Annotated in this window: 14 protein-coding genes; 7 read left to right on the top strand and 7 right to left on the bottom strand. The window is 35.1% G+C overall.

Features of this window, described 5'->3' with window-relative positions; genetic code table 11:
* The first annotated feature begins 111 nt into the window (after positions 1-111).
* Positions 112-3,468 carry a TonB-dependent receptor gene (locus Q1A01_RS03165; protein WP_299675859.1) on the top strand — a complete coding sequence of 1,119 codons (3,357 nt, stop codon included), beginning with the start codon at positions 112-114 and terminating at the stop codon, positions 3,466-3,468.
* Between the two features lie 122 nt (positions 3,469-3,590).
* Positions 3,591-4,025, top strand: coding sequence for a hypothetical protein (locus tag Q1A01_RS03170; RefSeq protein WP_299675862.1), 435 nt, complete (start codon positions 3,591-3,593; stop codon positions 4,023-4,025).
* Positions 4,026-4,141: 116 nt separating this feature from the next.
* Here the strand turns inward: Q1A01_RS03170 and Q1A01_RS03175 are convergent, their stop codons facing one another.
* The gene (locus Q1A01_RS03175) at positions 4,142-5,200 is read right to left on the bottom strand and encodes an endonuclease/exonuclease/phosphatase family protein (protein ID WP_299675865.1); all 1,059 of its coding nucleotides are present in this window, start codon (positions 5,198-5,200) and stop codon (positions 4,142-4,144) included.
* 140 nt (positions 5,201-5,340) lie between these two features.
* Here Q1A01_RS03175 and Q1A01_RS03180 point away from each other — a divergent pair, with 140 nt between their 5' ends.
* Complete coding sequence (locus tag Q1A01_RS03180; RefSeq protein WP_299675868.1) at positions 5,341-8,202, top strand: TonB-dependent receptor; 2,862 nt, start codon at positions 5,341-5,343, stop codon at positions 8,200-8,202.
* Positions 8,203-8,238: 36 nt separating this feature from the next.
* Positions 8,239-9,654, top strand: a complete 1,416-nt coding sequence (locus Q1A01_RS03185) for a DUF5689 domain-containing protein (protein ID WP_299675871.1) — start codon at positions 8,239-8,241, stop codon at positions 9,652-9,654.
* Between the two features lie 313 nt (positions 9,655-9,967).
* Here Q1A01_RS03185 and Q1A01_RS03190 read toward each other — a convergent pair whose 3' ends face one another.
* The 4 genes from Q1A01_RS03190 to Q1A01_RS03205 form a co-directional block, all read right to left on the bottom strand.
* Positions 9,968-10,300: a hypothetical protein gene (locus Q1A01_RS03190; RefSeq protein ID WP_299675874.1), complete on the bottom strand. Its 333-nt coding sequence runs from the start codon at positions 10,298-10,300 to the stop codon at positions 9,968-9,970.
* A 124-nt stretch (positions 10,301-10,424) separates the two neighbouring features.
* Positions 10,425-12,305 (bottom strand): OmpA family protein, encoded by a 1,881-nt coding sequence (locus Q1A01_RS03195; protein WP_299675877.1) that lies wholly within the window; start codon positions 12,303-12,305, stop codon positions 10,425-10,427.
* A gap of 18 nt (positions 12,306-12,323) precedes the next feature.
* Entirely contained in the window at positions 12,324-13,238 is a 915-nt protein-coding gene (locus Q1A01_RS03200) for a type IX secretion system membrane protein PorP/SprF (protein ID WP_089369924.1), read from the bottom strand.
* Between the two features lie 82 nt (positions 13,239-13,320).
* Complete coding sequence (locus Q1A01_RS03205) at positions 13,321-17,886, bottom strand: choice-of-anchor L domain-containing protein (RefSeq protein ID WP_299675885.1); 4,566 nt, start codon at positions 17,884-17,886, stop codon at positions 13,321-13,323.
* Between the two features lie 451 nt (positions 17,887-18,337).
* Here Q1A01_RS03205 and Q1A01_RS03210 point away from each other — a divergent pair, with 451 nt between their 5' ends.
* Positions 18,338-20,947, top strand: coding sequence for a T9SS type A sorting domain-containing protein (locus tag Q1A01_RS03210; RefSeq protein ID WP_299675888.1), 2,610 nt, complete (start codon positions 18,338-18,340; stop codon positions 20,945-20,947).
* A gap of 57 nt (positions 20,948-21,004) precedes the next feature.
* Here the strand turns inward: Q1A01_RS03210 and Q1A01_RS03215 are convergent, their stop codons facing one another.
* The gene (locus Q1A01_RS03215; protein WP_299675891.1) at positions 21,005-21,982 is read right to left on the bottom strand and encodes an endonuclease; all 978 of its coding nucleotides are present in this window, start codon (positions 21,980-21,982) and stop codon (positions 21,005-21,007) included.
* 63 nt (positions 21,983-22,045) lie between these two features.
* On the opposite strand from Q1A01_RS03215, the gene hflX reads away from it, so the two are divergent.
* Together hflX and Q1A01_RS03225 are read left to right on the top strand one after the other, a co-directional pair.
* The gene (hflX, locus tag Q1A01_RS03220; protein WP_299675894.1) at positions 22,046-23,257 is read left to right on the top strand and encodes a GTPase HflX; all 1,212 of its coding nucleotides are present in this window, start codon (positions 22,046-22,048) and stop codon (positions 23,255-23,257) included.
* Positions 23,258-23,366: 109 nt separating this feature from the next.
* A complete protein-coding gene (locus Q1A01_RS03225; RefSeq protein ID WP_299675897.1) occupies positions 23,367-24,710 on the top strand; it encodes a hypothetical protein in 1,344 nt (447 codons plus the stop codon).
* 98 nt (positions 24,711-24,808) lie between these two features.
* Here the strand turns inward: Q1A01_RS03225 and Q1A01_RS03230 are convergent, their stop codons facing one another.
* On the bottom strand, positions 24,809-25,756 hold the full coding sequence (locus tag Q1A01_RS03230) for a DUF3078 domain-containing protein (protein WP_299675900.1): 948 nt from the start codon (positions 25,754-25,756) through the stop codon (positions 24,809-24,811).
* Positions 25,757-25,918 lie beyond the last annotated feature (162 nt).

Consider the following 25,918-nt stretch of genomic DNA (forward strand, 5'->3'; position numbering starts at 1 on the left):
TTGCTATTATGTTTATAAAAATAGCAATAGTGTTAATTAATTAACGTTGTGATAATCTTAACAGATAGAAGAATTGGTTAATTTTGCGTTGCTTAATTCAATCAATTCATTATGAAGAAAATTACACTTTTATCTGTAATTGCTCTTTTCTTTATGACAGCGATGTCATTTGCACAAGGGGTAACTACAAGTTCAATTAACGGTCGAGTATTAGACAATAATGGAGGTCCATTACCAGGGGCTAACATTGTTGCTACTCACGTTCCAACAGGTTCTGTTTATGGAGCTGTTACAGACTTTGACGGTTTTTACCGTATTACTAACATGAAATCTGGAGGGCCATACAACCTAACGATCTCTTATGTTGGTTTTGAAGATTTTACAAATAATGGGTTTGTTCTTTCCTTAGGAGAGTCTAAACGTATTAGTACTACGATGGCAGAATCTGCCAATGCGCTTGATGAAATTATTATTACTGGCCAAAACAACAGTGTTTTTAACAGTAATAAAACAGGTTCTGAAACGTCAATATCTCAAAAAGAGATTAACAGTCTTCCTACAGTATCTAGATCTGTAGCAGATTTTGCGCGTGTAACACCATCTGCACAACTTACAGAAGGAAATGATGGTTTTTCTATCTCTTTAGGAGGGCAAAATAACCGTTATAACGCTGTTTATATTGACGGTGCTGTAAACAACGATGTATTTGGTCTTGCGGGATCAGGAACCAATGGAGGACAAACAGGAGTAAATCCTTTTTCAATAGATGCTATTGAGTCTTTCCAAATTAACTTAGCTCCTTTTGATGTACGTCAATCAGGATTCTCAGGAGGATCTATAAACGCAGTAACGCGTTCTGGTTCTAATAATTGGGAGGGTTCTGTATATGGATTATATAGAGATGAGAGTTTAGCAGGAAAAACACCTACAGATCTTGTAAATGAAGGTGATTCTCGTGAAAAATTAGATGAATTTTCTGCCTTATTATACGGTTTCCGTGTTGGAGGTCCTATTATTAAGGACAAATTATTTGTATTTGCAAATTATGAGCGTCAAGAAGAAGAGACGCCACAACCTTTTACTAGTAGTAACTACCAAGGAGATATAGGTCAAATTGCAGATCCTAATAACCCAGGACAAACTATTTTTGATCAGGCAACTTTTGATAATAATGTGAATGCATTAACAGGATTCCTTCAGAATCAGTATGGATATGATCCAGGTGTATTTAATGCAAATACAAGAACATTAGATAGTGATAAATTAAATTTGCGTTTTGACTTAAATGCAGGTCAAAACCACAAATTATATTTACGTCTAGGAGTTGTACAAGCTGAAAATCTTGAAGCACGTAACTCTGGAAATAGAGGGATAGGATTTCTTAATGGATCTGAGTTCTTTGAAACAAACACCTATTCTGGAGCTTTTGAGTGGAGTGCTACATTAGGACCAAAATATGCAAACAACCTTAAAATAGGATATACAGCTGTACGTGATGATCGTGACCCTGATGGAAATCCATTTCCAACAGTTCAAATTAATGATGGTGCAGGTTCAATTAACTTTGGAGCAGAGCCATTCTCTACAGCAAACTTATTAGATCAGGATATCTTTACGATAAATAACAACTTTGAGATCTTCTCTGGACGTCACACAGTAACGTTGGGAACTAACTTAGAGTGGGCTTCTGCTAAGAACTTATTCTTTGCATTTAACTTTGGTTCTTATGAATTTAATGACTTAACAGATTTCTTAAATAGTGCAGACCCAGTAAACCCTGCATTACCTATTGAGTACCAGCATGGATATTCTTTAGTAGGAGATGGTACTGTTGGAGATGAGTCAGCTGGATCTGCAGATTTCTCTACATTCCAAGCTGGATTCTATGTACAAGATGAAGTACAAGTTGCAGACAACTTTAAATTAACAGGAGGTATCCGTGTTGATTTACCATACTACGAAGATGGACCTGTAAATGATGATTTCAACACAAGAACTGTTGGGTTATTAGAAGCAGAAGGGAAAGATCTTCAAGGTGCTAGAGTAGGTCAAGGATTGAATGGTCCTGCAATGATTGCTCCTCGTGTTGGCTTTAACTGGGATGTATTTGATAACAATACAACACAAGTACGTGGTGGTGTAGGTGTATTTACATCTAGATTACCATTAGTATGGCCTGGAGGAACGTATAACAACAATGGTGTAACTGGAGGGTTTACATTTAGAAGTGGATTCTTTGGAGATCCACCACCAGCATTTAATCCAGATGTAAACCAGCAGTTTACAGATGTTGCTCCTGGATCAGGAGGTTTAGGAGGTAATATTGATCTTATTGCTAGAGATTTTAAATTACCACAAGTTGCTAAATATAACATTGCTATTGATCAGAAACTTCCTTTCTGGAACCTTATTGCTTCTGTTGATTTCTCTTATACAGATGTATTACAAGATGTATTTTACGAAAACTTAAACTTAAAAGATGCTGTAGGTAATTATTTAGGTGCAGATAACCGTCCTTTCTATAATAGAGGAGATGAAATAGATGATACATATGGACGTATTATCTTACTTTCTAATACAAGTGAAGGTAATGCAACAAATGCATCATTTACACTTAGAAAACCATTACAGAACGGTTTCCAAGGGCAGATTTCATATGCATATGGAGAGTCTAATAAAGTTTTTGATGGTACATCATCACAAAACAGTTCTCAGTGGAGAAACCTTCAAACTGTAAATGGTAAAAATGCAAATCCTGGAGCTTCACGTTCTGATTTTGCATTAGGAAGTCGTATTTCTGCAAACGTATCTTATGAGATTGAGTACGGTGGAGATTTCGGAGGGAAGACTTTACTAGGTCTTTTCTACGAAGGAGCACAATCTACTCCATATAGTTTTACATACCAAGATGGTGGAGGACGTGATCTTCTTAATGATGATTCTCGTGATAATGCATTAATTTATGTACCTGCAAATGCAAGTGAGATTATATTTGCTCCTATCACAAACGGTGATGGTGATGTAGTTCTAAGTGCTGCACGTCAGTGGGAATTATTTAACACATTTATCGAAAATGATGATTACTTAAGAACTCGTAGAGGTCAGTATGCAGAGCGTAACGGAGCTAGAGGTCCTTGGAATCATATTGTTGATTTAAGATTATTACAAGACATCTACTTCAAGTCTGGAGATAAGAAGCATACATTACAATTATCTTTTGATATTTTCAACTTTACTAACTTAATCAATAAAGATTGGGGGGTGCGTAAATTTGTAGGAGGAAGTGTAAGTCCACTTAGAACAGTATCTACTTCAGATGCAACACCTGAGTTTAACTTCATTACTAGCTTTTTAGATTTTGATGAAGCAGGAAATGTAACAGGAAACGATGTTGAGCAGATAGATGATTTCGGTCTTCAGTCTTCAAGATGGCAAGCACAAATAGGAGTACGTTATATCTTTAACTAATCTTATAGCTATTATATATTTTCGCGAAAGCGAAAACTTAAAAACCGACACTGTAATTAGTGTCGGTTTTTTGCTTTAAAATGCCCTATCTTTGAGTAGTAATTATTTAAACACATACTATTATGTATTCTACGATTCAATTTGTACACTCTATATGGGCTTATTTAGTACTTGCCATATTAGTGATCACTACTATCAACTCATTAGCTAAGTTCTTTGGTAAAAAAGAATATGGTGCAAAAGATATGCGTTTGGCGCTTTTTACATTAATCACGATGCACCTTCAGTTACTAATAGGTTTAGTATTGTTTTTTGTATCCCCTAATGGGTTGAATGCAATTACAACAAATGGTATGGGGGGATTATCCAGTGCTGCTCGTAAACTAGCAGTAGAACACCCTACATTAATGATTATTGCTATTGTACTGGTAACTATCGGATATTCTAAACATAAAAAACAACGTTTATCAACACCTAAATTTAAGAAACTAGCTATTTTTTATACACTAGCACTTATTGCAGTACTGGCCATGATTCCTTGGAATCAATGGTTTTAAAAGATAGAAAATATGATATATTGAAAAAGGGAAGATATAACATCTTCCCTTTTTTATTTTTGGTATACGCTTTTGCAAACCAGCCTGTCGGTAGGTAAGAGCCTAAAGCACTATACTTATTTTGTAGTGACTTCTTTAATTAAAATGATATATACTGGGAAATGATCACTATATCCTCCTGTATATCCACCATTGGCAAAACTACGATATGGATACCCTTTATAACGTCCTTTAGGATTGCTTAAGTAGTTTTTGTTATAAATGCCTACTTTAAAATATCTGTAAGAGCTATAATCTTTGCGAAGTAGTGGTTCTGTAACTAAAATTTGATCAAAAAGATTCCATCCATCTCTATATGCTAAGGTGCCTATTCCTTTTTTGAACATAGGTTCCATTGGATTGTAGATCATTTTATCTTTTACCTTGTCTTTATTTCCTTGTGCTTTTAATACCTTTTTGACACTTGGACTTGTTGGGTCATCATTAAGATCTCCCATGGTAATGATCTTCGCATATGGGTCATTGCTTTGTAGACTATCAATAAGTTTTTTATTGAGTGCTGCCGCTGCCATACGTTTTTTACGACTACGTGCTTCTCCTCCAGAACGTGATGGCCAGTGGTTTACAATAATATGAATCATATCACCATCTAATAAACCAGAGACTAATAATTGATCTCTTGTAAATCTACGTTTTGTGGGATCTTCATTGTCATAAATAATAAGCTCGTGCTTACTGATATCTGTAGGAGTAAATAATGCTTTTTGATACATGAGAGCTACATCAATCCCTCTTCTATCTGGAGAGTCAAAATGTGCAATTCCATAATCTTTATCTAATAACTGAGGATCATTTGCAAGGTCTTCGACTGTTTTTCTGTTTTCAACTTCTGCTAATCCAATGAGGGCAGGAGCATTCTTAGTAACGTCTAGGCCTATTTCTGAAATAACCTTTGCCATCTTCTGCACTTTGTCTGCATAAATGGCTTCTGTCCAATGGTCTTTTCCGTCGGGTGTACGGTCATCATCAAATGTAATGGGGTCATTTTCTGTATCAAACAGATTTTCAACATTGTAGAATGCAATAGTGTGGGGCTTGTATGTTTTTTGATCTTGCGCTTTCGCGAAAGCGAACGATGCGATAAAAACAATAGATAGATACTTTTTTAAGTACATGTGATGTTTGTATTAATTTTCTGTAAAGAGATAAACATATCTCGTGCCAAAGGTAATGATTCCCACGAAAATGAGTACTTTTGCGCGGCAAATGTAATGGTTTCTTAACGAAGGAAACCTGATGTTAACTAAACTAATTTATGAAGTACATTATTTTTAAACTTTTACTAGTTTTTGCGATGCTACCAGTGATTGCTCAAACATCTGTAAAAGGAACAGTAATTGACAGAATTACCGCAGAAAACATAGCTGGCGCTACTGTTTTTGTAGAAGGTACGAGTCAAACAATGCAGACAGATGAAAATGGAGCATTTGTTTTAACACAAGTTCCAGTTGGAGATCAAATTCTTTCGATCTCAAAAAATGGATACGTTACTAGACGTTTTCCTGTGGTTATTAATGAAGGACAAACACTAGACTTAGCAGAGGTAACTCTTGAGGTAGATGTTAAAAAAGAAGAAGAGTTAAACGGACTTATCTCATTATCTGATAATGATCTTAATGGAGAAGATGATGATATAGGAGGTTTGAATGTATCGGGATTGCTCTCTGCGGGACGTGATACGTATTTAAGTGCGGCAGCCTTTGATTGGAGTGCTACTTTTTTCAGACCAAGAGGACTTGATAATGCTAATGGTAAATTATTGATCAATGGTGTTGAAATGAACAAGCAGTTCAATGGTCGTCCACAATGGGGAAATTGGGGAGGTCTTAATGATGCACAGCGTAATCGTGAGTTTACACAAGGACTTTCTGCAAATGAATACTCTTTTGGAGGATTAGCCGGAACAACCAATATTGATATGAGAGCTTCTCAATATCGTAAAGGAGGTCGTATTTCTTATGCAGCGGCAAATCGTTCGTATACAGGAAGAGTAATGGCAAGTTATAGTTCTGGATTACAGGCAGACGGCTGGGCATATACAGTACTGGCTTCAAGACGTTTTGGAAATGAAGGATATATAGATGGTACATTATATGATGCAAATTCGTTTTTTGCTTCTGTAGAAAAGAAATTTAACGATCAGCATAGTCTTAACTTTACGTCTATTTATACACCTAATAGAAGAGGGCGTAGTACGGCGCTTACGCAAGAGATTTTTAATCTTAAAGGAAGACAGTACAATCCTTTTTGGGGATATCAGAATGGTCAAATACGTAATACACGTATCAGAGAAATAGAAGAGCCTATTTTGATGTTAAATCATACATGGAATATTTCTGAAAAAACAACCATAAATACGAACCTTGGATACCAAACAGGTACGATCAAGAATAGTAGAATCGATAATAACGGAACAACACTTGTTGAATCTAATGGACAACAATTTTTTGCTGGAGGAGCTCGTAACCCTTCACCAGATTATTACCAATTACTGCCAAGTTTCTTTTTACAAGATGCAAACCCTTCGCCTAGTGATTTCCAAAATGCATTTTTAGCACAGCAAGATTTTGTAAATGATGGTCAGTTTGATTGGAATTTTCTATACGAAAGTAATGCTACATTAAGAGAGCAAGGAAGAAATGCACTGTATGTAGTTCAAAATGACGTTATAGAAGACAATCAACTAAGTGCAAACATTATCGTAAATAGTGCACTTACAGATAATATTACTCTTAATGGTAATGTAAGCTATCGTAACTTGAGTAGTGAAAACTATGCAGAAGTAGAAGACTTACTAGGAGCTACAGGATATTTAGATATTGATAACTTTACCGAAGCAGAGTCTGGAGATTCATCAGGAATTATCTCTACGGCTAGTGCACAAAGTGATGTGCGTAACCCTAATCGAATTGTAGGAGAGGGAGATCGTTACAAATATAATTATGAAATAGATGCAGATGTTGTATCTGCTTTCGCGCAAGCGCAATTTAAATATAACAAAGTAGATTTTTATGTAGGAGGGACAGTTACACAAACAACCTACCAACGTAATGGTTTATTTGAAAATGGAAACTTCCAAAATGTAGAAGGTTCTGTAGGTTCTTTTGGAAATAGTGAGAAGTTAGATTTTACTACAGGAGGATTAAAAGGAGGATTTACGTATAAAATTACAGGACGTCACGTCATAGATGTAAATGGAGGGTATTATACAAATGCACCAACGATACGTAATTCTTTTGTAAATGCACGTCAAAATAATGAAGTAGTAGAAGGATTAGAAAGTGAGCAAATACAATCTGTAGATGTGAGTTATATTTTTAGATCCCCTCTTGTAAAAGGAAGACTTACTGGATACTATACAGGATTTGAAAAAGGAACAGAGATTGGATTCTATTTTACAGAAGATCTTGGAGGTTTAGGAGATGATGGAGATGCTTTTGTGCAAGAGGTCCTTACCAATGTAGGAAGGCGTAATATGGGTATAGAACTTGGTCTTGAGGCGCAAGTGTTGCCAACTCTTAAGTTAAAAGCGGCAGCAAGTATAGGACAGTATACGTTTACGAATAATCCTAACTTATATTTACGTAGTGATGACTTTGATGGAGCATTGCGTTTTGGTGATGGAACAACAAATTTAGAAGATTTGCATGTAGCTGGTGGTCCTGAAAGAGCTTTCCAACTTGGATTCGAATATAGAGATCCAGACTTTTGGAATATTGGAGTGACAACTAATTATTTTTCTAATGCTTATATTGATGTAAGTAATCTAGCACGTTCTGCAAATTTTGTTACAGATGGTGATGGATTACCTATTAACGATTTTGATTCAAATGTTGCGAGAGGTTTATTGCAACAACAACAGTTTGATGATTACTTCTTAGTAAATATTGTAGGTGGGAAATCATGGAGAGTAAATGATTACTTCTTAGGGTTTTTTGCAACTATAAATAATGTATTAGATCAGGAGTATGTAACAGGAGGTTTTGAGCAATCACGTAATGCTACCTTTAGAAATGTACGTGATGACCAAGCAAGAGAAAATGGGCCTGTATTTGGACCAAGATTCTTTTTCGGAAACGGAACTACATACTACGTAAACTTTTACGTTCGCTTTTAATTAAAATATCAAGAAATTATAGAATTATATACGATTATGAAAACAATTAAAATAACACAAATATTTACAATGCTAGTAGCGGTAGTTTTACTAGTGTCTTGTATACAAGATGATGATTTTTCTGTGCCAGCATTAGACAATGAAGTAACAGGAATTGATGGACAACTTGTAGCTTTAAGTACTATTGCAAGTTTAGTAGCTCAAGAAGGAGGGCCTGTTACTTTCGAAACACCAGGTCAATACGTAGAAGGATACGTAATTTCTAGTGACGAAGCTGGAAACTTTTTTGAAGAGTTTATCATTCAGGATAGCCCAGAAAATCCTACAACAGCAATTAGAGTTCTTATAGATGTAAATCCATTATTTACAACTTACGAATTTGGAAGAAAAGTATTTATTAGACTAGATAGATTAACAGCAGGAGAATCAAATGGAGTACTTACCATGTCTCTTTTAGGAGTTAATAATGAAGCTATAAAAATTCCAGCAACACTTCAAGATGAAATTATCGTAAGGAGTTCTGAAGTTGCAGAAATTGTTCCTGTAGAAGTTTCTATTAGTGATTTTAGTGAAGATTTAGAAAATGTATATATCCGTCTTGTTGATATGCAATTTATCAAAGAAGAAGTGGTAGACCAATCACTGACTTATGCGGCAGAGGAGTTAGATCAATTTGATGGAGAACGTACATTATTTAGTTGTTCAACTGGGCAAACAGCAATCTTCAGTACAAGTACATTTGCAGATTTTAAAGCATTGTCTTTACCAGCAGGAAGAGGAACAGTAGATGGAATCTTAACAAGAAACTTTTTTGGAGATACCTTTAATGTAGTTGTAAATGATCCTTCAAGTATAGACTTTAGTCAAGAAGATCGTTGTGATCCGGTAGAGATTGATTGTGGTGTAGCTTCTAGTGCAGGAGCAACCGTATTATTTGAAGATTTCTTTGAAACTCAAAATACCAATCAACCTATTTCTGGAAACGGATGGACAAACTTCCAACAAGAAGGAACAGAAACTTGGGAAGCTTTTTCTAGTACAGGTCAAAATGCTTCTTTAGGTATTTCTGCTAGAGTTGGATCTTTCATGTCTGGTGACGCTTCTACCATTGCTTGGTTAGTGACGCCTCAGCTTGATTTAGATGCTCAGGATGGAGAAACGCTTCAGTTTATGACATCTAATAGCTTCTCTGATGGAAGTACGTTAGAATTGCTCTTTTCAAGTGATTGGGATGGTGTAGCAGAAAACATTCCTTCTGCAACATGGGATGCAATTCCTGCAGGTGTGATTGTAGACGATGCAGATTTCTTTGGAGATTGGATCGATTCTGGAATAGTAGATCTTTCTTGTATTGAAGGAAGCGGTTATATCGCTTTTAGATACATAGGAAGCGGAACTGGAGATTTTGATGGAACTTATGAACTTGATGAGATTCAAATCAACGCACAGTAAGTAAATAGTATACTAAAATTCAAAATCCCGATACTCGTACGTATCGGGATTTTTTTATGCCTACTAATTTTTAATGCTAATTGGATGTTTCTTTATACGCTTTCGCGAAAGCAAACTTAGGGGACTTTACATGGTATATTCTTTAGTATTATAATTAATTGCTTTTGTTTATATGAATGATTGTAGGGTTATTTCCATCTTTATCTCGTTTTGAGCGTCCAAATAATCCAATGGTAATATCATTTGGAGAATCGGTATCTAATTCGTTAGGATGTACATAGGTGTAGATGCCGTATCCATGCCCAGATACAATCTAGCCTTTGGTTCTATTGAGTGATATGACGTTAAAGTCTCCTGCAGATCCTCCAGTGCTAACGGGTCCAAATTCTTTTATTAATTTTATAGCTTCAACTTCTATATTTTCTACACTATTGGTTTCGTCAAAAATAATATAAGTTCCGTTTTCAAATAACACCCAGTCTTCAAATGTAGGATTTATCGCTAACTTAACATTGTCAAGTAATGATATAGATGTATTGTCAGGACTTTCCATTTTAAGAGTATTTTCAGTTTGTTCTATATCCTTTTTACAGCCAATGCTAATAAGGCAGGCTACTAGTATTAGATTAATGGTTCTGAATGTCATTTTTTTTAAATAAATATATAGTTGCTTTTTTTTTATAGAGCACTATTAAATATACACATATATAAAAAGGCTTCCTACAAGTAGAAAGCCTTTTTAATTGAGTGAGTGTTTAAACTATGATTTGTTATTTTACGATCTTAAAGATACAACGTCTATTAAGTTGGTGATCATCTTTTGAGCAAGCAGATTCTTCACAAGACACTGCTAATTCGCTTTCTCCTTTTCCGATTCCAGAAATACGATTTGCATCTATTCCTTTGCTTACTACATAGTCACGCATAGATTCAGCTCTTTTCTGAGAAAGTGTTTGGTTATATGATTCTGGTCCACGAACGTCTGTATGACTTTCTGCCGAGATTACAAGCTCTGGATACTTATTCATAGTAGCAACAAGACGATCTAGTTCTGCTGCGGCATCAGGACGTATATTCCACTTATCAAAATCAAAGTAAATTGGGTTTAATACCACTTCATCAGGAGTGATTGTTGGTTCTTTTTGAAGTGTAATCACAAGATTTACTGAGTTTTTAGCGACATTAATTGATCTTTCAGCAGGTAAGTACCCATCTGCAGATGCCATTACTTTATAATCTCTTTTACACTTAGAGCTAAATAAATATTTTCCAGTAGTCGTTGCTGTGTCAGAATCTGTAGTACCTTCCGTTACATTCATAATTTCTACTAAGGCTTTAGAGATTCCGTTACCATCTGTATCTTCTACTGTGATAGTTACATCTACATCACATGGAGGTAACTTCCCTAATAGATAGATGTCATCTCCACCTTTTCCACCTTTTCTATTTGAAGAAACATAACCAGTTCCTTTTTCTGGATCTATGTTTGCACCAAAGTCATCATTTCCACTATTTACGCCAGGGCCTAAATTTTCAGGCGTAGCAAATGAATTTCCATTTTTCTCAGCAAGAAATACATCCAAACCTCCAAGACCTAAATGACCATTACTTGCAAAGTATAAGGATCCATTTGCATCTATAAAAGGGAAAGCTTCTGTAGCAATAGTATTAATACCACTTCCTAAGTTTTTAGGTTCACCATATGTGTTGTCAGCTTTAATCTCTACAGAATAAAGATCAGATCCTCCTTGTCCTCCTGGTTTATCACTAGAGAAGTATAAGGTTTTTCCATCTGGACTAATTGCTGGATGTCCTGTTGAATAATTATCATCATTAAAAGGGACAGGCTCAATATTTACCCATTCTCCAGCTACTTTTTCTGCAGTATAAAGATTAATTTGGTTTACACCTTCTTCATCTTTTTCTAAATCACCTTCAAAATAATTATTACGATCAAAGAACATGCGGTTTCCATCTGGAGTAATAGCTACAGTACCTTCGTGATATTTTGAATTTACATCACCATTTAATAATTCAACATTACTCATTTTAGATCCATCTGTTGTAGCAGAATAGATATCTAAGAATGGCTCGCCATTTAAATTATGATTTTTACGATCTGTATTTCTAGAAGAAGAGAAATAAACTTTATTTCCTTGTGTAAATGATCCAAAGTCAGAGTATTTTGTGTTGATAGTACCTGCATTTGTAATCGTATATAATGGATCACGATCTTCTAGTTCTTCTAGGTAATCTTGATTGCTTAGATAGATAGCAGCCCTAGGATCATTTGGATTTGCTTTTACAAAGCGTTTCATCCATTTTTTGTAGTCACCAGACTTTCCATTTGCCTTTAATATTTCTGCATATGCAAATAAGGTTTCAGGATTTGCTTTTTTGTTCTTAACAACACGCTTATAAAAAGATTCTGCTTTTTTAGTGTCATTAAGAATTGTATAGGTACGTGCTAATTGCGTGTAGACATACTCATCGGCTTTTCCTTTTTCAATAAGGCTGGTATATTCTTCGATAGCTTCAGTGTATGCTAATCTATCAAATAATTGATCTGCCTTTTTTGTGTCTTTGCTTTGTGCATTTGCAAAATTAATACTCGTAGCAACAAGTAATATGTATATGTAAAACTTCTTCATCTTGTACTGTATTTTATTTTAGAAGTATCTTGGTGAGCGTAATGCACGCTTATTAAAGATGATATTATAGGTTAGTATTATTTCATGTGATGATGGGGCTACATTATTTATTTCTGAAACAACAGCATCATACGCATATCCTATTCTTAAATCTGGAGTGGCTTGAAAACCTACAATACCACTAAAAGAGTCGTCTAATCTATAAGACACCCCTAATTCGAATTTTTCTAGGAATAATGCGTTAAAATTCACATCAAATGAAGTAGGAGCATCGAAAGCAGATTTTACTAAAACAGAAGGTTTTAACTTTATATTTTCTGTTGCTTGAAAAACATAACCTGATGTTACAAAATAGTGACTTGTTTCTGATCCAAACTGTAATCCATTTTCATCTAAATGAAGTGAACTTAATATATTAGGGACAGATGCTCCAAAGTAGAAGTTGTCGCTATATAGAAATACACCCGCTCCTATATTTGGAGTTGTTTGACTTACATTTTGAGAAAAGAATGGGTCTCCAGGATCTTGCAATTCAAGATCGGCTAATCCAATATCGTGAAAAGTAGCTCCAGCTTTTAATCCAAAGGCTAATTGGTAATTATTGCTTACAGGAATTGTATATGAGAAATCTACATACGCATTGGTCTCTTTAACAGGACCTAGTTCATCTCTAATAATAGAGATTCCTAATCCCGTTCTTTCACCTACAGGCGCATGCGCATTGAAGGTAAATGTCTCAGGAGCTCCGTCAAGAGCAGACCATTGATTTCTATACAATAAACCCAGAGCAAGGCCTTCTTGCAAACCAGCATATGCAGGGTTAACTACATTTTGGTTATACATATATTGTGTATACTGCGGATCTTGCTGTGCTGTTGCAAAATCAACACATAAAATGCTTGTAATAAGGGTTAATAAAAATAGTTTTTTCATTTTTAAAAATTTATTTATTGCATAAATGATGCGTTATGCGCGATAATAAATATTATCTATTAGTCTATTTGCTGTCCTGTGTTTATTCTCCTCTGTTAATGTAAATCCATCCAGTAGCTTGTCTTCCATATACAGAATCTTCAGTTTCAAGATTTATTACATAGAAGTAAGTCCCTGTTGGAAGATCATTTCCATTATCAGTTTGACCTCTCCATTGATTTACGTAGTCACTTTGTTCGTATACCAATGTACCTAGTCTATTATAAATCTGAAGAACATCTATTCCAGATCTAGCAGCTAAGAATTCCAAGTCTAATGTGTCATTAAATCCTGGAGTATCATCTGGTGATATTCCTTGAGATATCACGCAATTTCCTACGTCAAATAATGATACTTCAACAGTATCAGAGCTTGTACACCCTAATGCAGATGTAATAACAACTGAGTATTCTTGAGTACCAACAGCAGTTTCAGGAACTACAAAATCTAATGTGCTTGATGTTTCACCAGTGATAATGTCCCCATTTAAGAACCACTCATAAGTTACATTAGGATCTTCACTTACAGCTGTAAGCGTGTTAGGGAATTCTCTACAGGTAGTAAAATCTTCCCCTACAGATATGCCTATTGGAGATTCAACATTGATTGTGATATCATCTGTTACAGTACATCCACCTACAGTAGTTATTGTAAGAGAAACTGTACCTGAAGTATTTACAGTAATGCTACTAGTTGTTTCACCAGTACTCCAGTTATATACGATACCTGTTGTATCTCCTGTTGTTGTTGGAATAATAGTAAATGATCCATCGTCACATATTACTTGATCTGCTCCTAAATCTAATGTTGGAGGTATTGAAATTAGATCAAAATCTACCACGCTGAAACAAGAATCATCTGTTAGGCGTTCTACACGTACAAATATTGTTTCTGGAGTAGTTGTGTTTGTATATGCAGTTGGACTTGCAATTTCATTCACACCACCTTCAGCATCTAATAATGTGTTGTGGAATGTGATTTGGAAATCTGCAGGATCTAATCCATTAAGAATCGCATCAATTTGAGATGTTAAATCAATGGTTCCTACAGGTATATTACATATGTTAATGTCATTTGGTGTTTCAATTACTGGAGTATCCCCATTAAAAGAAATCGAAATATCATCAATAGCGAAGTCATTTCCACAAACTCCAGTTGCGTTATTTATTAATACAAGTTGAACATCAGTATTCCCAGCAGTGTTAAAACTAAATGTGAATGGAATCCATGTTAAGTCTGATTCATTCTGGATATCTCCAGTGCCTAATTCAGAGATTGTATTCCCAGCCATATCTTCAATTCTAAAGATCACATTAGATGGATCTCCTGTGTCTGGGCAAATAAAGGTATCTATGTCATAAGTTGTTGAGACAAAAGCTTCAAAATTATAGTCTGTATTAGCTTGTAATGTAATAGGTCTTCTGTAGAATTCATCTATTACGGTGTCACCGTTTACATAAAATGCTCTACCATTAATATCTCCCTCAGTATTGTCTTCAGCGTCTTGATGCCATCCTCCATTCATTAAATCAGGAGTTGAATTTGAATTTATAATTGCATATTGAGCTCCATCTACTTGACCAGCTGGCACAAATGTATAAGAGGAGAAAGGTGTTGATACACGCTCTGTTCCAGTTCCAAAATCCTCTTGAAAATCTATTACAAGACAATCTGCTTCAATAGTACAAGGACTAGTTAAGAAAGTGATCATCACTTCATCTGTCATCACACACCCATCTACCGTTACTTCTACCGTGTATATTCCAGATTCAGTAACTGTTATTGTTTCTGTTACTTCGCCAGTACTCCATAAGAAAGTAGGATCTGTAACATCTCCGGTTAATGAAGGAATAATCTCGAAAGAATTAACATCACAGAATACTTCATCGTCTCCTAAATTAACGTTATAATCTACTACGTTTGCAGTAACAATAACATCGTCAGAAATTGTAGTTACAGTTCCATCAGGGTTTGTAAAAGTTAATGTAGCTGTATATGTCGTCGTTTCGGTAGGACATACGTTAAATATTAAATCATTACTGATTACATTTCCATCTTCATCTAACCAAGCAAATTCAGCATCATCACTTACTTCTCCGTCCGGTATAAATCTCCAGCTTTCGTCAATACCTTCCCAGTTATCAGTATTTCTTCCAGGAGGCACTGCAAATTCAGTGTTGTCATTACCTGATATTGCTAAAGTTGCTAAACCATCGTTCCAAGTGTCACATACAGGTTTATTGATAATATTAACTTCTATAACATTTAAAGATTCATAAAGTACAATTTGTTGCGAAGTCAATAAGTCATTACAACTAAATTGAGCAACCATATCAAAGTTTAATACAAATGTTCTGTAGGGTGCATCACCACTTACAAAGAAGTTGATAGCATCTGGATCATTATTTACACCAGGGTCTATATCGTGAAAAGCACCATAAATTGTATTAAATGGGAATGTTGCTTGATCATCATTAGGAATTGTTTGTCCTAAATCGATATTCCAATCATTAAATCCGCCTGCTAATGTAGTGTCAAATGAAATTTGTCCATTTGCTCCTATGATAAGGCTTGTGTAATCATTCTGGTAATAATTAAATGTAAATGGTAAGTCTATAACCTCACTCCAAGTATCATCCATCGTTAAGTTTGTAGGATCTCCATCGGTAGGAGGATTAGGACATTCTATTTGTTCTATTCTGTAAGATGATGTAGAAGTAAGCGGTAATGTGATGATAGATGCATTTAAGTCTACACAAGGATTTTCGCAATCTACTTCTAAATCTACTCCTGCATCAACAATTGTACATTCAGATGGTTCAGGTTCTGTACAAGGAGTTCCGTCAGCGTTAGCAAGTGTAACGGTTATTGTATCTGTATTTGAGCAAATTCCAAATGTTACCGTAACATCATACGTACCTTCTTCTGTTATGGTAAGCATAGGTGCAGTTTCTCCTGCAATAATAGTTCCATTAAGAGACCACTCATATGTAGCTCCAGCAGGATCTACATTCGTTGGAGAGGCATCTAATGTGACAGTTTCTTCAAAACAAGTATTGAAATCATCTCCTAATTCAAAAAGAAGTGCAAGGGGATTTACTATTACAGAATCTGTAACTACACAAGCTCCAGATGTAACAGTAACTTCATAAGTCCCTTGTTGTGTAATATCTAATGTTGGATTTGTTTCTCCAGCGATTACCACTCCATTTAATGTCCAAGAGTATGTTGCATCTGCTGGATCTATATTTGTTGGTGTAGCGTCTAGTGTAGTAAGGTTTTCTAAGCAGCTATTTATAGTATCTCCTAATTCAATAACAGGAGCTTCTTGAAAACTAACTTCAATAACATCAGAAAAAGAACATCCTGAATTGAAAGTAATAACTACAGCATATTCTCCAGCTTGTGTTACATCAAGAGTAGGTCCAACTTCATCTATAAGAACCGCACTATTAAAGAACCAAGCATAAGAAGCAATACCATCTATGAATCCTGTATCTAACGTAACAGTGTCTCCTTCACAACCTGTAATGTCATCTCCTAGATTTACATCATCTGCAGAAATAAATTCAACCAGCACCTCATCTTCAATAACACAATCAGTATTACTAAGTGCAACAACAACACTATATACGCCAGGTAGTGTAACATCTAATGTTGGATTTGTTTCTCCAACAATCTCTACACCATCCATAAACCACATATAAGATACTGCATCAGGATCTTCTGCGTTCAGTGTAATAGTATCTCCTTCACAAGCAGCATTTCCATTAGCTACTAAAATGTCATCTCCTAAATCTGTTGCTCCAATATTGAAACTCCCAGCTTCTAAGAATACACCAATATCAAAAGCACTATCTCCTTGATCTGCTACTACTAATTTTATAGTATATGGATTCCCTGCTGTTACATCTGCCATTGCAGTAAGCGCCACTGTTTGTCCGTTAAAGTTGGTAGCGGCAGTATTTTCATCATTAAATGGTTGAAAGTTATATCTATCAAAAAACTCTTCATTAACAGCATCACATTGTCCAGGTACTTCTGGACGAATGTTAGTTACCTCAATAGGTGTGTTGGTGCCTGGTATAACGGCAAGGTTTTGAACATCACCAGTAGTAACATCTGTAAGAATAAAAGCAAAAGCATCAGAAAATGTACACTCAAAGTTTTGATCGTACTCTTCAGACGCCATAATAAAGTCAAAACTTATTTGCTCGATAAACGGCGTGAAGTCAAACTCTATAAATGATGCATTGTTGGTGTTTATCGCAGTTGTGTTTGCTTCTAAATCGGCATCTCCAGGCCATGCACCATTACTCTGTGTAGTTAAATTTGGTCCAGGTGCTTCTTGTACATCTCCAGACATTAAAAGAATTCCTTCCTCAAAAGGGAAGTCAGATCCATTTGCAGAAAAGAAGGAAATACCATTTACATCTCCAAAATCAACTCCAGTAGAAGAGACAATGTTTGAAACTTCAGCACAAGACGAGTTTATTAAAACATCTTCTACAAGCTCTTGGGCAGTTAAAGACTCATCTATGGTGATTTGTCCATAACCTAGAATAGAAAGAAGGCTTGCGAATAAAAACGAAAATAATTGTTTTCTCATTTGATAGAAAATTAGTTGTTGTATTCGATACTATTGATATAGTTCGACGGGTATCTTTTTTTGATTAGTAGGATTTATTTTTTCTAAAAACAAAAGCAACTATAAAAAGAAGATATTTTGTCTTTTAATGTTACTAAGGTTAAACAAAAAAAGAAGGTTACAAAACGTTAACTTTTTTTTTAGATATAAAGCACAAAATCATCGACGACTAACAATTGTTATCTTCTTTATTTGTGATTTCGAAAGTCGTAATTGTGTTAAAAAGCATCTTTTAAGGTTTTTATAAAGTATGGTAATTCCAGAAAACAGTCTGTTTAAGCATAGCTTTTGGTATGTGAATGCTTTTTTTAGGATTATGATGAATCTCATGAGGTATGGCTAAAACACTCAATCCGACTGAGTGATTTTTTATTTGTATATTACACGTTGCTAATTAATTAAACCAAAATTTATGAAATTTAAACTACTATTTTTAGTGTTCTGTCTACTTCCCTTTTTGTCTTATGGACAAATAGAAGACAAGGAAAAGCCTTTTTTCCAAGGTAAAATCTCTTCTGTAGAGTATGTGAGTTCTTTATTATCTAGGCCTAATGACCTTGTAGCACCAGATAATTCTGTAAAAGAAGCCAAAGACAAGAGGTCTTTAGCTCCACAAATTGTTCAAGGGAAAGATCCTCAAGTTGAGAATGATTATTTTGTAAGAAATAGGCATGAAATGGAGCAAAGTGTTCGCATGGCTCCTGCAAGTGTTGTTTTTGATGCGTATGCATCGGGATCACAGCCTACAGATCCTTCACTGGCTGTGGGTCCTAATCATGTAATGGTTGTATTCAATACAGGTTTTGCTATTTATGATAAATCTGGGAATCAATTATTGGGGCAAACTGCTCCAAATCCTGCCATTTTTCCTTCTGGAGGTTGTTGTGATCTTACAGTGTCTTATGATAATGCTGCAGATAGATGGGTGCTTTCATTCTTAGGATCAGGAGCTCAAGTAGCAGTTTCTGACGGTCCAAACCCGCTTACAGCAAACTGGTTTGTGTATACAATTTCTGGAATACAAGATTACCAAAAATTATCGGTATGGAGTGATGGATATTATATCACTGAAAACACAGGTGGTTCAAATAGATTATGGGCATTAGAGAGAGATGCCATGTTAGTAGGAGATCCAAATGCTCAAATTTTAGGGTTTAATCTTCCTGGGATAGTAACAAGTGGATTTTTTAGCCCGCAAGCATTAAATGTAACAGATAGCAATTTGCCTGCACCAGGAGGAGCAACCATTGTATACCTCCAAGATGATGCTTGGAATGGAGTATCTGTAGATCACATCAAAGTTTGGACTGCTGATGTGAATTGGTCTAACCCGTCAAGTTCAACAGTGTCCAATCCAACACAAATTAATACAACTCCTTTTATAAGTGTATTTGATAATGGAAGTTTTTCAAATTTATTACAACCAGGAAATGGAAGACGTATTAGTATAGATGCATTACAAGCAACTATTATGAATCAAGCGCAATTTAGAAAGTTTGCTACGCATAACTCAGCTGTTTTTAATTTTGTAGTAGATGCCGATGCGAGTTCTGGGGAACAAGCAGCAGTACGTTGGTATGAATTTCGCCAGAGTGGAGATAATCAACCTTGGTCATTATATCAAGAAGGTACATATACAGCACCAGATGGCAGACATGCTTGGAATGCAAGTATGGCTATGGATGCACAAGGTAATATAGGAATGGGATATACGTCTATGTCAGGACCTAGTACACCATCAACTGTGTTTGTAAGTTCATATTATACAGGAAGAATGAGTACAGATCCATTAGGAACTATGACAGTTATGGAAGGATTGATAGCTAATGGTGATGCTAAAATTCCTGGCACTCGTTATGGTGATTATAGTAAAATGGATGTAGATCCTTCTGACGGTTCTACCTTCTGGTTTATTAATGAGTATATGAATAGTGGAAGGAGAGGTGTTGTTGGTGCGTTCCAATTACAAGCGGGACCTCCAGATACTGAAGCTCCAACTGATCCAACAAACCTAGTCGCTTCTAATATTACTTCCAATAGTGCAACACTTAGTTGGAATGCTTCTTCAGATAATGTAGGTGTCGTGAGTTATACTATTTCTATAGATGGGAATAGTGTAGGTTCTTCTGCAACCACAACATTTGATGTGACGGGACTTACAGAACTAACATTATATAATGCTTCTGTAAATGCTGTGGATGCAGCAGGAAATGTTTCAGGAGATGCTACTACCTCATTTACCACACTTGAAGATAATGGTGGTACTCCGGGTGTGATTGCTGGTTATTTCTTTGAGACTGGCTTTGATGGATGGATCGATGGAGGAAGTGATTGTGCAAGGCAATCTACCACAAATTCTTTTGAAGGATCATTCTCAATACGATTAAGAGATAACTCTAATTCTTCAAATATGGTCTCACCTGTATTAGATTTATCAGGAAATAATCAAGTAACGATCGAATTCCATTCGTTTGCAACTAGTATGGAAAATGGAGAAGATTATTTTGTTGAATTCTTTAATGGATCTTCGTATCAAGTAATTGGTCAGTATGTGAGTGGAACAGATTTTTCTAATGGATCTTTCTTTACAGATACCATCACATTAGATAGCAGTAATTTTAACTTTAATGCTTCCAATAGATTTCGTATTCGTTGTGATGCGAGCGCAAATAATGATCAAATATGGATAGATCAGGTAATTGTATCTGGTGATAATGTAAGTTCATTAAGAACAAAAGATGAAGCACCTACAATTACAGCTTTACGCTCATTTACTGAAGCTTCAAAAGATAATATTAAGCTGTATCCTAATCCAGCTAAATCACAGTTGACAATTGATGTTCTGGATGAAACTTATGAAGAGATCATTATTTTCTCTTCTACAGGAACTATTGTGCAAAAGATGAATCCTAAGCAAGATTCTCTTTCTGTTGATGTGTCTAAATTATCATCAGGAATGTATTTCGTGAGATTTGTTTCGAAAGATGGACTCGCTGTAACTAAAAGATTTATAAAGCAGTAATTAAAAATACTGAGTTGTCATAGAAAAGCCTGCGGTATTTAACGCAGGCTTTTTAATTTATAAATGCTTAAAGATGCAGTACACAGGAAAGTGATCACTGTATCCTCCTAAGTATCTTCTACCTGCATAAGTCCGAAACGGATTGCCTTTAAAACGTCCTTTAAATTCTGTTAAGTGATGTTTATTATAGATATCTGATTTATCATATCTAAGTGTATTTTCATGCATACGCATAAAATTTGTAGATAAAATAATCTGGTCAAAAAGATACCATTCAAAATCATGATTAAGGCTTCCTTCATACCTAGTATTTAGAAATACCATAGGATTGTAAAGATCTTTTTGGACGAGATGGTTTTTAATACTTTCATTATGTGGCCCATCATTAAAATCACCCATAACAATGATACGAGCTTCTGGTTCTTCTGCTTCAATGCGCTCTATAATCATTCGGTTTTTTTGAGCAGCTGTAATTCGTTTAGGTTGCGACTCTTCTACGCCACTTCGTCTGGAAGGCCAGTGATTTATGAGGATATGTGTTCTTACACCCATTAAGTTTCCAGTTACATGTAATATATCACGCGTGTAGTCACGTTCTCCATATTCTGATTCTAAGTATACAGAAACGGTCTCGCTGTCTATAACTTCAAAATCTTCTTTTAGGTATAATAAACCTACATCAATACCTCGCTCATCTGGAGAATCATAATGCACAATGTCATATCCAAGATCTTCAAGGGCTTGAGTTTCTATGAGTTTTTGAAGTACAGCTTTATTTTCTACTTCTGCTACACCTATTATTGATGGAGAGCTATTGGTTTCTTCGTGTCCAATTTCTGAGATCACACGACTTAGCTTGTTTAGCTTTTTGGTGTATCGTTTGCTGTTCCAGTTTTTATATCCTTCGGCGGTAAAATCGTCATCCAATGTTTCAGGGTCATCCTGAGTGTCAAAGAGATTTTCTAGGTTGTAAAATGCAACGCTTATTTTTTTTGATGCTGGGTTCGCTTTCGCGAAAGCGGAATTATCTTTCATAAAAATGATATCGGGTTACTAATTTACTAAAAAGGATAGAACCTATTTGCTACCTTTGCCTTTATGCTAGAAGCCGAGAAAACAAATTATGAAAAATGTGTCCTGATAGGACTGGTTACACGTTCTCAAAATGAGGAGAAGATGATCGAATATCTGGACGAGTTAGAATTTCTAGCCTATACGGCAGGAGGGCAAGTGCTTAAGAGGTTTACTCAAAAGCTAGAAAAACCGAACCCTAAAACGTTTATAGGTACAGGAAAAATGGAAGATGTTGCTGCGTATGTAGAGCAACATGAAGTGGGGACAGTTATTTTTGATGATGAGCTTACACCTGCACAACAAAAAAATATAGAGCGTATTTTACGATGTAAAATTGTAGATAGAACGTATCTGATCCTTGATATTTTTGCGCAAAGAGCACAAACAAGTTATGCACGTACACAAGTGGAGCTTGCGCAATATGAGTATTTATTACCAAGACTTGTTGGATTATGGACTCACTTAGAGCGTCAACGAGGAGGTATTGGAATGCGTGGTCCTGGGGAAACAGAAATTGAAACGGATAGACGTATTGTAAGAGATCGTATTTCGTTGCTTAAAAAGAAAATACTAACTATAGATAAACAAATGGCTACGCAACGTGGTAATCGTGGAGCACTAGTACGTGTAGCTTTAGTAGGATATACCAATGTAGGAAAGTCTACACTCATGAATACTTTGAGTAAAAGTGAAGTGTTTGCAGAAAATAAACTCTTTGCTACGTTAGATACTACAGTGCGTAAAGTAGTGATTGGAAATTTACCTTTCTTGCTTTCTGATACAGTAGGGTTTATACGTAAGTTGCCTACGCAGTTGGTAGATTCTTTTAAGAGTACACTAGATGAAGTGCGAGAAGCCGATTTGTTATTGCATGTGGTAGATATCTCTCATCCTCAGTTTGAAGATCATATTGCTTCTGTAAATCAGATTTTAGATGAAATCAAAAGTGCTGACAAGCCAGTGCTTATGGTGTTTAATAAAATAGATGCGTATCAACCTGAAGCTTATGATGAAGAAGATTTGATGATAGAGCGTACGATGGCGCATTACTCATTAGATGAGTGGAAGCAAACTTGGATGGCGCGTACTAATGGAGATTCTATTTTTATATCTGCATTAAATAAAGATAATTTTGAAGTATTTAGGAAGAAAGTGTATGAACGTGTGCGTGAGATTCATGTGACGCGTTTTCCTTATAATAGTTTTCTGTATCCAGAATATGAAGAAGGGATATGATAAGTATCTCATACTAAGATAAAAAAATGCAAGTCTATTAGACTTGCATTTTTTTGTAACAATTTTTTAAAAATCTTTACTTATTATTGTGTAACTAACCATCTCACATATGCTTCCTAAACACGAAGATTCTAAGTTTAAAAAATGGCTTGACATTTTACAGCAAGAAAGTTGGCAATTGGAACTCATTATTTCTGGAGTTGCTATTTTGGGATTGATTCAAGCTTTTGAACCTATTATTAAGATCACCAATTCTGTTGGTGCAAAATCAATGGATGATAATACGCTTAGTGCTATTGCAGGAATTGGATTTGCTGCAATTATTATATGCCTTTTGTCTCTGACTATTTGTTTGATTATTCATGTGATTTTAAGAGGACTTTGGATTGGTGCTGTAGGGTTGCGTTATTTTTCAGGAGATATAGATTATGATGTGTTGAATTATACAGATAAATTTAAAAAATATCTCCAAAAGCGTATTGGGTCTTTTGATAAATACATTGCAAAACTAGAAGATTACTGTAGTCTCATATTTGCATTATCCTTTTTATTAGTCTTTTTCTTTCTCTCCTTTTTTATTACCATTGGTTTTTTTGCTGCCGTAGTAGGAATTATTGATTATGTGTTTGGAGCTAGTGCAGTAGGTGAGGTGATAGGTTCTATTATAGTTGTATTTATGATTATCGCTATCCTTATGACAGCGGTTGATTTTTTTACGCAAGGGTTTTTGAAAAAGAAAAAATGGTTGGCTTTAATCTATTTCCCGATTTATAGACTAATGAGTAGAGTGACCTTTTCGTTTTTATATAGGCCTTTACTTTATAACTTATTAGATAATAAACTTGGAAAGCGTATTTTGGCAGTATTGATTCCTGTTTTTATTGGAGGTCTTTTGTTGTTTTCTGTAAATATAAGAGAGTCAAATTTTCATATAGATCGTTGGAATAATAGATCAGAGTATGCTCGTGTTTTAAATTATGATGATGAAATAGCAGATAAAGCAAGTGCTTTTGTGAAATCGGCTGCTATTCCTTCTAAGATTATAAGGGAATCTGCATTGCCAGTTTTTATAAAACATAGGATTGCTATAGAGGATGTTATTTATAAAATAGATAGCACATTAGTACCTGAAAAAGATAAGCGAGGCTATGAATTAGGAGGAATTAATTTGCAATTTAATATTGAAAATGATAGTACTGCATACCCTAAGTTTAAGAACTATATAAGTTTGCTAGAAGGAGTGATTACAATTAAATTGGATGATACAATTATACCTGCTAGTTATATTATGTCACATAATCTTAAGAATCAAAGAGGGTATGAGACGGTTTTAGATTTAAAAGATCTTACTCGCGGAATGCATACATTATATATTACTAGAAAAGCACTGAGAAGAGATTCTATTGTAACAAGGGATGTTGCTAGGATTCCCTTTTGGTATTATCCTGATTAAATTTTCTTGGTACGCTCCTGCCAGTGAGGCAGGTTTGCGAAAGCATAAAAAAACCCACTCAAAACGAGTGGGTTCTTATTTTTCGAATTAATTTTTTATTAGAAAGCGTAGCTTAGTCCAAATGTCCAATAGCTTTGGATTTCATCATCTACACTATCATCACCTAATTCAAAAGGTGTAGCCATAGGCATTGCAGCAAGTAATTGATTATTTACAAAGTTTATAGTTTCTTGTCTATTACCTCTTAAACCAAAATCAAATCCAACACCAATCTTTTTCCATAATGTATATCCAAAAGAGTTGGTCCATGTCCAGTTTGATAAATCACTAGATTCATAACTTTGGAATGCAGAAAGGTTAGACTTGAAATTAATTGCTCCTATTTTACGCGTATAGTCTACTAAAATTTTTGCTCCTAAAGAAGATTCAAAAACAGTGTCTCCACTACTAAATACAAAGTTGTAGTTTAATGGGTGTACTACTACTACTAAATTTGGAATAGGTGTCCATGTACCTCCAACCCCAAGATCTAAATATCCAGGATCATTGAAGTTGTCTAGAATAGTTGTTCTATATTCGGCAAGTCCTGAAATTGCAAAGTTTTTTGCAACATTTCTACCATATAAAGAAGAGATGTTAAATACATCTGTTCCTGCTCTAAAGCTATCATCATCATCAGGGTTATCTTTATCGTCAAACTTTACCCATCCTAAATTGATATTTGCAGCATTACGCCAGAAGAATTTTTCTTCTTTAAGATTTGCATATCCATTTACAGTAAATGCTATGTTTCCAGAAGATACATTAGGAGTTCCTTGAGAAAACCAATCACTAAATTGAGAAATACTTCCTCCTATCGTTCCAAAAGCTCCTTTTTTCCATCCTGGCAATGCGTCTATTTGAGCTTGTAATGCATCTACTTCTCCTTGTAATTTTGCTATCTCTGCCTTTTTAGGTGCTTGCTGCTCTTTTAACTCTTCTTCTGTTTGTGCAGATAAGTTGATAGTCAGTAGCATGGCTGTCGCTAATACAACGATTTTTTTCATAATATAATTGATTTGTAATTTCTAATACAAAGATAGACTTTCTGATCAAAAATTAATTTTAATTAATGATAAGCTTATTTTTTGTGTAGTACGACGTTTAAAAATAATGTTTTGTCGATTTGGAGGTCGATATTTTATTATTTTCACTATTTGTACAAATCG

This window comes from uncultured Dokdonia sp., from assembly GCF_947492815.1.
Taxonomy (GTDB): domain Bacteria; phylum Bacteroidota; class Bacteroidia; order Flavobacteriales; family Flavobacteriaceae; genus Dokdonia.